Origin of the sequence: Streptomyces sp. URMC 129, from assembly GCF_051386415.1 — a bacterium.
Lineage (GTDB): Bacteria > Actinomycetota > Actinomycetes > Streptomycetales > Streptomycetaceae > Streptomyces.
Genome location: NZ_JBPQTQ010000158.1, coordinates 1 through 11,333 on the forward strand (window position 1 = coordinate 1; position 11,333 = coordinate 11,333).

The window sequence follows — 11,333 nt, forward strand, 5'->3', positions numbered from 1 at the left end:
TCCCCCTTCCCCCTCGGGCCGCTTTCCCCCTGTTCTCCCCCGCTTCTCCGTCAGGTGGCGGTGGCGCGCCGGGAGAGCACGTGGTCGGCGAGCCCGTACGCCACCGCCTCCTGCGCGGTGAACACCTTGTCGCGGTCCATGTCCGCCCGCAGCGTGGCGACATCGTGGCCCGTGTGCCGGGACAGGACCTCCTCGACCTGGGCGCGGATCCGCAGCATCTCGTTGGCCTGGAGGGCGAGATCGGAAACGGTCCCCCGGTGGCCTGGGCTCGCCGGCTGGCCCAGCAGCACCCGGGCGTGCTCCAGGACGACCCGCCGCCCGGCGTCGCCCCCGGCCAGCAGCACCGCCGCCGTCGAGGCCGCCTGCCCGACGCAGATGGTCGAGATCGGCGCGGCGACGTAGTGCATGGTGTCGTAGATCGCCATCAGCGATGTGAAAGAGCCGCCCGGTGAGTTGATGTAGACGCCGATCTCGCGGTCCGGATTGGCCGCCTCCAGGTGCAGCAACTGCGCGATCACGACGTTCGCCACCCCGTCGTCGATCTCGGTGCCGAGGAAGATGACCCGCTCGGACAGCAGCCGGCTGTAGACGTCGTAGGCCCGTTCGCCCTGCGGGGTGCGTTCCAGGACGGTCGGGATCGTGTACTGGCCCATGTCAGAACCCCATCCGTCGGTGTGAACCGGCCGGGCGGACGTCGGCGAGCGACTGGACGACGTGATCGACCATGCCGTACTCCTTCGCCTCCTCCGCCGTGAACCACCGGTCGCGGTCGCCGTCGCGCGAGATCGTCTCCTCGCTCTGGCCGGTGTGCTCGGCGGTGATCCGCTCGATGGACTTCTTGAGATACGCCAGGTTCTCCGCCTGGATCGCGATGTCGGCCGTCGTCCCCCCGATACCTGCCGACGGCTGGTGCATCATGATCCGCGCGTTGGGCAGCGCGTACCGCTTGCCCGCCGTGCCGACGGTCAGCAGGAACTGGCCCATGCTGGCGGCGAATCCCATGGCGAGCGTCGAGACGTCGTTCGGGATCAGCCGCATGGTGTCGTAGATCGCGAGCCCGGCGGTCACCGAGCCGCCGGGGCTGTTGACGTACAGGCTGATGTCCGTGCGCGGATCCTCGGCCGACAGCAGGAGCAGTTGGGCGCAGACCCGGTTCGCGGACACCTCGTCCACCTGGGTGCCGAGAAACACGATCCGCTGCCGGAGAAGCTCCGTCGCGAGATGGTCGTCGAACCGGGTCGGGGGCGTGTCCCCCTCCTCGGCCCGCGGTGGCGCGGCCGTACCCCGGCCGGTGCTGAACGGTGCCATCGGATCTCCCTCGTCCGTTCCGGAAGGCGGCGACCCTCGCCGCCCGTCCCCGACGAGTCTCGGCCCGGGCACGGCCGTTCACCCGGGTTGTCGGCCCGTGGCAGATATGCCGAGGGCAGAGCGCCGTGGGACCGCTCGGCCGTCAGACCGCGGGGCCGTCAGGCCGCCGGGAGCAGGGCCGCTTCCAGGGCGTGGGCGCAGGCGCGCCAGCGCGCCCTGGCGGGCTCGGGGGTGCCCGAGTCCGGGCGCAGGACCGGGGCGAGGGAGGCGACGCGCCAGATCCGGAACGCGACCGCCGGGTCGGCGGCGCCGCCGAGCAGCGCGCAGGCCGCGCGCAGCGCGTCCGCGAGCGGCGCGGCCGGTCCGGCCGGGTCCTCGTGCGCGACCAGCGCGGCGGCCACCGACGCGTGCAGGAAGTGGGTCAGCTGGAGGTCCGCGCCCGTGCCGACCATGCGCCGGAGAACGGCCGGGTCGTCCGCGTCGAACGGGAACGGCTCGATGAAGCCCGACCACATCACCAGGAACGGCGTCGCGTCGTGGTCCCGGTGCCAGCCCAGTTCCTCGACGATCGCCATCGTCTCCGCCGAGAACGCCCCGATGGTCCGGACGGTCCGCAACAGCCCGTCCAGTTCCGCGCGGTGGGCCGCGGCGAAGGCGCCCACCGACGCCCCCGCCCCGGCCGCGCCCAGTGCCACGATCCCGCCCAGCGGCCCGAAGATCTCCCGGGCGAGCGACGACTCCGACACGTCCATCCCTTCCGTCAGCGGTTCATCCAGGACATGAACGCGTCCATCGAGTCCTTGATCCCGACGATGCCGTCGTTGATGACCGCCAGGTCCTCCGCGTTGTTCACGAACCACTCTTCCTGCCTGTTGCCCGGCGGGCCGCCCATCTGCCGGATGCGGTCGGCGAAGTCGGCGGGCACCTCGACGCGCACCACCCGGCCGCCCGGACCGGCGTACTGCTGGATGGCCCTGGTCAGGTCGTTGGTGAGGTACACGCCCGCCTCCGGGGTGGCGCCGCGCACCGCGACGCCCGTCGGGGCGCCGAGCTGGAACACCTCGCCCCGGAAGTCCTGGGCGCCATGGTAGAGAACCACCGTGTGCGCGGCGAGGCCGAGCGGGTCGATGTCGTGCAGCGGGTTCGTGACGTACCCGCGGGCGTTGGGCCCGGGAAGCAGGCCCAGCGGGTCGAGAGTGACGTAGCGGGCGGTCTCGGGGTCGTAGTAGCGCTGGTAGTTGTAGTGCAGCCCGGATTCGGCGTCGTGGTACTGGCCGGGGAAGCGCAGCGGAGTGCCCGGCCCGTCGCCGGGCGGTGCTCCGATGACGCCGTAGAGCGTGGTGCGCGACTCCCAGGCGGTGCCGCCCTGTTCGTCCACCAGGTGGGTCGGGGTGCCCACGACGTCGGTGACGATGGCGTAGAACCGGCGGTCGATCTCGCTCTGTTCGGCCTGCGCCAGCGGTACGTGGCCGTCGTAGTCCCAGGTGAGCGTGCGGCCGGAGCCCGACTGTTCGACCAGGGTCGTGCCGGACCAGGTGAACGTGGTCTCCTCCGCGACCGAACCGTCCGCCGCCAGGCGCTGTTTGGCGACGCGGCGGCCGAACGGGTCGTAGAGGTAGCGCCAGCGGGTGCCGTCGGGCGTGGTCAGCGCGGTGAGCCGGTCCTCGGCGTCCCACTCGTAGCGCCACGTCTCGGGCTTCTTCGACAGCCGCGTCTTCTGGCGCAGGACCATGCGCCCGGCGGCGTCGTACGCGTAGCGGACGCGGCCCGCGCGGGTGACGAGGGTGCCCGCGTAGGCCCGTTCGCCGATCGCGTCGCCCGCCTCCCCCGCACCGCCCGCGCCGCCCGTCCGACCGGCCCGCGGCCAGTCGGCGGCGATCTGGTTGCCCTGCGCGTCGTAGGCGTACGTCTCGCGCCACCCGCCGGCCGCCGCGCCGCCCGTCCCCGCCACGGTCCGGCCGAGGACCCGGCCGGACGCGTCGAGGTCGAGGCGGGTGTCGCCCGCGGCGGTGAGGAAGTCGTCGGCCCGGTAGGCGAATTCGTCCCGCCGGAGGGCGTGCCCCGCGCCGTCGGTGAGGGTCCTCGACGTCAGGCGCCCGGCCGCGTCCCAGCCCTGGGCCAGCCCGATGCCGGTGGAGAACGCGCGCCGCGTCTCGCGCCCCGCCGCGTCGTGCTCGAACGCCACGGTGTGGCCGCCGGTCAGCAGCGAGGCGAGCCGGCCCGCCTCGTCGTAGGCCCACCTGCTGGTGTGGCCCGAGGGCGTGGTGCGGCCGACGGGACGGCCGAGGAGGTCGTACTCGTACGCGGTGGTGCGGCCGTTGACGGTCTCGGACGTCGTCCGGCCCGACGCGTCGCGCCGGACGACGAGTTCGGCCTCCGGGCCGGTCGCGGTGAGCAGCCGCCCGAGCGGGTCCCACTCCAGCGTGGTGAGCTTGCCGTCGACGTCCTTCAGGACCGGTCGGCCGAGCACGTCCCTGGTGTAACGGACCGTCTGGCCCTCGGCGTTGGTGCGGGAGACCAACTGGCCCGCCGCGTCCAGGCGGTAGGTGACGGTGTGGCCGTCGAAGTCGGTCTCGGCTATGAGGCGGCCGGCCGCGTCGTAGGTGTAGTCCCAGGTGTGGCCGTCCGGATGCATGACCTGGGTGATGTGGAGTTCGGTGTCGCGGATGAGGGCGTAGCGCACCCCGTCCGGACCGGTCTGCGCGACGGGCAGGTCGAACGGGCCGTACTCGTACCGCGTGGTGCCGCCGTTGGCGTCGGTGTGGGTCAGGCAATTGCCCTCGGGGTCGTACGTCCACGTCCGGGTCCCGCCCAGCGGGTCCGTCTGGGACCGGGTCCGGCCCTCCAGCGTGTACGTGGCGGCGCGGACGCCGCCGAGGGCGTCGACGACCTCGACCGTGCGGCCGAAGGAGTCGCGGCGGTATTCGGTGGTCTCCCCACGGGCGTTGGTGAACGCGACGGGCAGACCGGCCGCGTCGCAGCGGACGCGGGTGACGTTCCCGGCCGCGTCGGTCGCGGAGGCGAGGCCGCCGCGCGCGTCGTAGGCGAACCGGGTGCGGCTGCCGGACGGATCGCGGACCACGGTGCGGTTCCCCGCGGCGTCGTAGGCGTAGGACCACACCGAGCCGTCGGCCTGGGTGATCTCCGTGAGCAGGCCCAGCTCGTTGTACGCGGCGTGGACGCGGCTGCCGTCCGGGCGGACGACGGCCGTGACGTGGCCGTGGTCGTCGTGCTCGTAGCGGGTGCTCCGGCCCAGCGGGTCCGTCACGGTGAGGGCGCGGTCGTAACGGTCGTGCGCCCGGTGGGTGGTGTGGCCCAGCGGGTCGGTCTCGGCGACGAGCTGGTAGCTGTCGTTGAACTGGTAGACCGTGGTGTGGCCGAGCGAATTGGTCGCCGTGGAACGGTTGGTGTCCGGGTCGTAGGCGTACCGGTACTCCAGGGCCCGTTCGCTGCCGGTCGAGAAGACGCAGCGGCCCGCCGCGTCGTACTCGTACCGGTACCAGGTGCCGTTGCGGTCCTCCCACCGGACCAGCCGCGCCTCCTCGTCGTACTCCAACCGCAGGGGCAGACCGGAGGAGTTGTAGACCTCGGAGAGGTTCCCGGCCTCGTCGTACTGGTAGGCGATGAGCAGCCGCTCGGCCGGGTCGCTGGACAGCCGCAGGGACGTGATGCGGCCGTCGTGGACGGTGGTCCTGACGCGGTAGCCGCCGGAGTGGACGAGTTCGGTGAGGGTGCCGTCGGCCGCGTGGCGGACGTCGATCCGGTTGCCGTTGCGGTCGGAGACGCCGATCAGGGGGAGTTCGCCGCCGCGCCGCCCCGGCACGGGGGCGAAGTGCAGCGTCCGGCCGTCCTCCGGCTGGTGGACGGCGAGGGGCGTGCCGGGCTCGCCGTTCCAGGTCAGGCCCCAGCGCGGGCCCTCGACGGGCATCACCGGCACATCCGGGTCGCGGAGGGGGACGGGGTACTCCAGGATCATGCCGTCCGCCGTGAAGAACCGCACCCCGGCCTCGTCCAGCTCCAGCCGCTGGTCGAGGGTGGACGCCCAGGAGCGGCCGAACGAACGCCCGTACCGGTAGGTCGAGATGTGGTGGCGTTCCAGGATCAGCGGCAGGACGCCGGGGAGTTGGAGATCGGTGGCGGGCATGATCAGCTCGCCGGTCGCCATGTCCACCGGGTCACCGCAGGCGTTCCGGCGGACCATCTGCACGCCCCGCTGCCGGATCTGGCGCCCCAGTCCCCTGGCCCCCTGGGCGATGCCGCGCATGCCGGTGGTGGCCAGGGAGCGCATGCCCCGGGCCAGGCCGCCGAGGGTGGTCAGGCCCTTCATGCCCGGGATGCAGTCCAGCGCGGCGAAGGCGACATCGAGCAGTGTCGCCTGCCCTCTGGCGTACTTGACCAGGGTGTCCGCGAGCACGACCAGGGCGGCGGCCAGCACCACCCACGCGAGCGGCCCGCCGATGATCATGACGACGACGCCGAGGACGGCGACGATGACCTTGCAGACGTCCACGATGGTGTCCCAGTTGTCCCGGACCCACTTGAACGCCTTCTCCCACCACTTCCGGTTCTGGATCCCCGCGTCCGAGGCGTCGTCGATCCCGGAGGCGCACTCCCGCGCCGCCTCCTCCCGCATCTCCCGGGCCTGCTCGGCCAGTTCACGGGCGGCGGACAGACGCTGCTCCGCGTCGTCCACCCGCGACCGCGCCGCGCCCGCCGCCGCGTCGGCCGCCTGCCGGTCCCGGACCGCCTGCCGCACCTCCTCCTCATCGGGAGGCTCCGGCGCGTCCCCCTCGCGCTCCAGCCGCTCCGCCTCGTCCCCCGCCCGCGACACCCAGTCCTCGGCATCGGACAACGACGCCTGCGCCGAGGACAGATCGGCCTGCGCCGCGACCGCCCGCTCCAGCGCCCGGTCCGCCATCCCCTGCGCGTTCTGGAGCCTGGGCCAGTACCGCGCCAGCGCGTCCGCCGCCATGTCGTACGACGTCTGCAACTTGGCCAGGTTCTCCGGCACCCCGTCGAACTCCGCACGGAACGCGTCCGCCGACAACCCCGACCAGTCCAACACCGCCCGGTCCGACGCCATCCCCCGGATCTTCCCCAGCGCCTCCCCCACGTCATCCGCGAACGTCTGCAACTCCTCCGCCAGTTCGCGGACCTCGTCGGGACTGCCGGGCGTCGGGTCGGAGTCCATCCCCACCGGAGACCAGTCAGACGGCCGGACCATCGCAGAACACCCCCGCGAATTGCGCAAACGTACGACTCGAACCTAGGCGGCGCGCACCAGGCGCTCAACGACCGTTTCGTCGCAGGTCATCAACAATCACGTCCCGGAGTTCCGCCAGTCCGCGCCGGGTGGCGGCGATCACCACCTGGTCGTCGGGGCCCAGCACATAGCCGGGATGCAGGTGCCACACCAGCCCGGCGGGCCGTTCGCCCGGCCCGGCGGTGTCCAGGGCGACCACGCGCCACGCCCCGGGCCGGTTGGCCTCGGCCACCGTCCGGCCCTCGAACTGCGGATGCCCGGCGACGCCGACCCGGGCGAAGAGGAGCACCTTGCGCTCCACCGGTATGGCGCCGAGGATCTGACGGCCCATCATCGCCCCCGCGAACGCCGGCGCGGCGAGGGTGGACACGCTCCGGCTCCGCGTCCGCGCCGCCGGATGCGCGGCCCGCAGCGTGCGGTAGACGGCGGTCGCGAAGTCGTCGTCGTACAGCCGCAGCGACACCCGCAGACCCGGATGGAGGGTGCGGGCGTACAGCGCGGCCTCCAGATTGGTGGTGTCGGAGCTGGTGACCGCCAACAGCGCCTGCGCGCGGCCGATCTTGGCCGCCTCCAGCACGCCCTCCTGCGTCACGTCGCCCAGCACCACCGGCACCCGCAGCCGCCGGGCCAGCGCGATGCCCCGGGCCTCCGGATCGCCCTCCACGCACACCACCGGGATGCCGAGTTCGCGCAGCCGGTCCAGCACCCGCGTGCCGATCTTGCCCAGACCGAGCAGCACCACGTGCCCCGACAGCCCGCGCGGCGGCCGGCGCAGCGCCGACGCCCCGCGGAACGCCCCCAGCGCCTCCAGCACACCCGCCACCAGGATCGGCAGCAGCGCCAACCCGACCAGGCCGGACAGCAGTTGCAGCACCTGCCGGGAGACCGGCTCACCGACGGCCGGGTCACCGATGGAGAACAGGTCGAGCAGCACCAGGTACGTGACGTGCAGCGGCTCGTCGCCCGTGGTCCACCACGCCGCCACCGCCAGCGCCAGCACGGTGGCGATCACGCCGAGCACCGCCCACCGCAGCCGCCGCGAGAAGAACCGCCCGAGCGGCGCCGTCCGCCCCGCCAGCCGGCGCGGCGAGCCCGGCGCGGCCTGGGTCACCGTCTGCAGCACCAGCCTCCCGCGCCCGGTCGCCGCGGCCACCGCGGCCTCGTCCGGCAGCAGCACCGGCGCCTGCGGCCCGCTGCGGTCCGAACCCTCCGCTCCCGCAGGGTCGTTGACGGTCGAGGAGAGCAACGCCAGCGTGCACAGCCCCGGATCGCCCTGCTCCTCGCCGCCGGACGGCGGACGTTCCACGGCCCGCAGCAACAGCCCGTCCGCGTGCACCACCTTGCTGGTCCCGGCCACGGCGGTCGCGGCCAGTGCGGGCGCCGCCGTGTCGGCATCGGAGAGCACGGTGGTCGACGCGTCGAACACGCCCGCGCCGTTCGCGCCGCCGCCGACGACGCCGCCGCCACCGCTCCCGCCGCCCATGGCGGCGGCCTGGTCGAGGAGTTCGGCGAGATGCTGGCCCAGCTTCCGGTTGTAGAGCCGGATCACCAGCCGCAGCCGTGGGTTGAGCCGCCGCGCGGCCAGGGCGCCGCGGACGTTGGTCTCGTCGTCGTTGTAGACGAGCGCCAGCGCGGTGGCCCGCTCCGCCCCGGCCTGGCGCAGCACCTCCTCGGAGGGCTCCTCCGCCGCCACCTCCCGTATGGGCAGCAGGACTTCACCGCTGGACCAGGGGTCGGGGACGACCGGCGCGGGCCGGGCCATCGCGGCCGAGATCCGGCCGAGCAGCGCCGACGCGCGAGCCCGCCCCGGCGCCGTCTCCGGCCCCCGCGCGGACGGCGCGACGAGCGTCACACGCTCCCGGTAGACACCGTGCAACTCAGCGGCGAGCCGCGCGGCCAGCGCGTCGTCGCCGCAAACGATCATGCCCCCACCGGGAGGAAGTACCGACACACGGTCCGAGACGCCCCCACTCACCCGCAAGGTTCCCCGCGACGTGCCCGCGACATCCGGGCGGCGCTCTAGCGCGCCACGAACTGGGTGAGAATCGCCTGCACTTCGTAGATGTCGACACCCTTGGTGAAGGTCTTCTCCACCGGCACCGAACTGCCGGAGATCCAGATCTTGAGCTCCGCCTCGAGATCGAACGTCCCGGCGGTCTCGACCGCGAAGTGCGTGATGCTCCGGTACGGGATGGAGTGGTACTCGACCTTCTTGCCCGTGATCCCCTGCTTGTCGACGAGGACGAGCCGCCGGTCGGTGAAGAGGATGGTGTCCCGTATCAGCAAATACGCGGCGTACACCTGCTCCCCCTGCCCCAGCAGCCGCGCGTAATCCTGCTGCGCCGTCGCCGGATCGATGCTGTGCGCGTTCCCGAACAGCGCCATGAAAGGCCCCCCGCCTCACGAAGTCCCACGGTCCCTTCCACCGTATACCGGTACGCCCGGGAACACCGGGGCGTACCGGTACGCGGTGGCGCGCGGCCCGCGCGCGTCAGGTGACGACCTCGATCCTCCGCATCATCGAGTGGTCCTCGTGCTCCAGCACGTGGCAGTGCCAGACGTAGTGCCCCGGAGCGTCGAACACGGCCTTGATCCGGGTGACATGGCCGGGCGGGACCCGGATGGTGTCCTTCGGGCCCGCTTCGGCCGGCGCCAGCGGCACCGGCTCGCCGATCCGGATGGCCGACAGCGCGCCGGTCGCCGCGTCCTTCTCCGCGGTGAACGGCGCCTCGTCCAGCACCTGGAACTGCACCAGATGCACGTGGCACACGTGGGCGACCGGGGTCGTGTTGTAGAACTCCCAGATCTCGGCCTCGTTCAGCACGGGCCGTTCGGTCACGGGATCGGACCAGCCGAGGGCGCCCTGCTCGACCGTGCCGAGCATCGGCGTGCGCCGGCCGTGTTCGTCCGCCATGTCCAGCAGCGTCAGCCGGCGGGTCCGGACCGGCGACGCGCTGATCACGTACGGGCCGTCGCGCAGCGCGCGCGGCAGGGTCGGCTCCGGGACCGTGTCGTCGTACGGCCGGCCGACCCGGAACCGCAGGACGTCGCCGACGGGCGTGCCGACGGGGGAGAGGCCGTCCGGGTAGGGGGCCGAGGCGTCGTTGGTGAGGTCGAAGGTGGCGCCCGCCGCCTCGCGGAAGTCGGCGACGAGATCGACCCGTTCGCCGGGCGCGAGCAGCAGGGGCCGGTCCAGCCGGACCGGTCGCTCGACGAAGCCGCCGTCCGTGCCGATGAGGCTGACGGGGAACGGCCACTGACCGCCGCAGGACAGCCGGTAGAAGCGGGCGTTGGAGGCGTTGAGCAGCCGGAGCCGGTACTGGCGCGGTTCGGTCTCCAGATACGGCCACGCCGTGCCGTTGACGAGGACGACGTTCCCGTAGAACTCCGGGTGGTGCTCCGTCCGGCCCGGCACCACGACGCCGGGGGCGGGGTAGGCCAGCCGTCCGTCCGTGTGGAACGTCCGGTCCTGGATGATCAGTTCCAGCTCGTACGGCGCGCGGGGCAGCATGTTCTCCGCGATCATCCGGAGTTCGTCGTCGTCGCGGAGCAGGTACATGCCGGCGAGACCGGCGTAGATGTTGAGCCGGGTGAGGCCCATGGTGTGGTCGTGGTACCAGAGGGTGGCGCCCTCCTGGTCGTTGCCGTAGCCGAAGCCCGTGCCCCCGAACCTCGGTCCCGTGGCGCCGGAGGCGGTGTACCAGGCCTCGGGGTGGCCGTCGTCGCCGGGCAGGGAGTGGGCGCCGTGCAGGTGCACCACGGTCGGCACCCCGCGCTCCTCGATGCTGTAGGGGCGGTCGCTGAGGGCCCAGTGAATCGTTTCGTCCACCGGGAGCAGGTGCCGGAACGGCAGGAGGTTGGCCCAGTCGATGCCGAGCGGCTGACCCGCCCGGGCCACGATGGTGGGCCCGGGGGAGAACACGCGCAGCCCGGCGCCGGCGCCCTGACCGGCCCGCTCCCCGAATCCCCACACGGGGGTGCGCAGTCCCAGGCCGCCGCCGATGACGTCCTGGGTCGTCTGGGCCATGAACAGATTCCGCCTTCCGCCCTTCGTCCCGTCGATCCGCGGCGGCCGGGGCAGGGCGTTGACGAAGCGGGGAACGAGGGCGGCGTCGAGCACGGGCGTCGTGTCCCGCGCCCCCGTCAGCGCGGCCGTGGGACGGGCCGCGGCGGGGTCGGCCACCGCGGGAACGGCCGTCGCGCCCGGGAGCAGAAGACCACTGCCCGTCAGCGTCCCGGCCCGGAGAAAACTTCTTCGCAGCATGGGTCATCCATCTCACCCGGGTGCCGTCGCGGCTCACGGGCCACGACCGGGGTTCGTGCGGACGGAGTGCGGTTTTTCTCCCTTTGGAGTGGTTCGGGCGCGCCGCGGCGCGCCGTCGGCGACGGCACCGCCCGTCGGCCTTCCCGGAACCGGCGGGTCCGCCACGTTGCTAATCTGACCGGCACGGAAAACAGTCGCAAACGAGCGACAACGGGGGAGCGATGAGCGGTGGTTACGGCTGGCCCGGCGCGGCACCCCCGCCCGGACCCGCGCGCGGAGGCGGCGACGGCCGCCGTGTCGGCGTTCTGTTCCTGGCCATAGCCGTGCTGGTCGGCGCCTCCTTCGGCCTCGCGAAGGCCACCGGCGCCGACACCCGCGACGGCGGCGGATCGGCGGCGGCACCCGGCATGCCCGACGGCGGCGGACTCGGCGACCTCCCGGGCCCGGACGGGGACGGCGGCGCCCTGCCGACCCCTCTCCCCACCCCCGGCCAGCCCG

The 11,333-nt window shown here is 73.1% G+C and carries 7 protein-coding genes and 1 pseudogene; 1 reads left to right on the plus strand and 7 read right to left on the minus strand.

Going from position 1 to position 11,333, the window contains the following annotated elements:
- Positions 1-50: 50 nt before the first annotated feature.
- From ACSNOC_RS24880 to ACSNOC_RS24910, 7 genes are all read right to left on the minus strand, one after another.
- Positions 51-653: a ClpP family protease gene (locus ACSNOC_RS24880; protein ID WP_436749808.1), complete on the minus strand. Its 603-nt coding sequence runs from the start codon at positions 651-653 to the stop codon at positions 51-53.
- A gap of 1 nt (position 654) precedes the next feature.
- On the minus strand, positions 655-1,308 hold the full coding sequence (locus ACSNOC_RS24885; protein WP_436749809.1) for a ClpP family protease: 654 nt from the start codon (positions 1,306-1,308) through the stop codon (positions 655-657).
- 158 nt (positions 1,309-1,466) lie between these two features.
- Entirely contained in the window at positions 1,467-2,060 is a 594-nt protein-coding gene (locus ACSNOC_RS24890; protein WP_436749810.1) for a hypothetical protein, read from the minus strand.
- Between the two features lie 8 nt (positions 2,061-2,068).
- On the minus strand, positions 2,069-6,499 hold the full coding sequence (locus tag ACSNOC_RS24895; protein WP_436749811.1) for a DUF6531 domain-containing protein: 4,431 nt from the start codon (positions 6,497-6,499) through the stop codon (positions 2,069-2,071).
- Positions 6,500-6,596: 97 nt separating this feature from the next.
- A complete protein-coding gene (locus ACSNOC_RS24900; RefSeq protein WP_436749812.1) occupies positions 6,597-8,495 on the minus strand; it encodes an NAD-binding protein in 1,899 nt (632 codons plus the stop codon).
- A gap of 95 nt (positions 8,496-8,590) precedes the next feature.
- Positions 8,591-8,956 carry a PH domain-containing protein gene (locus ACSNOC_RS24905; protein ID WP_436749813.1) on the minus strand — a complete coding sequence of 122 codons (366 nt, stop codon included), beginning with the start codon at positions 8,954-8,956 and terminating at the stop codon, positions 8,591-8,593.
- Between the two features lie 106 nt (positions 8,957-9,062).
- The gene (locus ACSNOC_RS24910) at positions 9,063-10,835 is read right to left on the minus strand and encodes a multicopper oxidase family protein (protein WP_436749814.1); all 1,773 of its coding nucleotides are present in this window, start codon (positions 10,833-10,835) and stop codon (positions 9,063-9,065) included.
- A 221-nt stretch (positions 10,836-11,056) separates the two neighbouring features.
- Here ACSNOC_RS24910 and ACSNOC_RS24915 point away from each other — a divergent pair.
- Positions 11,057-11,333 (plus strand): annotated as a pseudogene (locus ACSNOC_RS24915) (hypothetical protein); the annotation flags it as partial.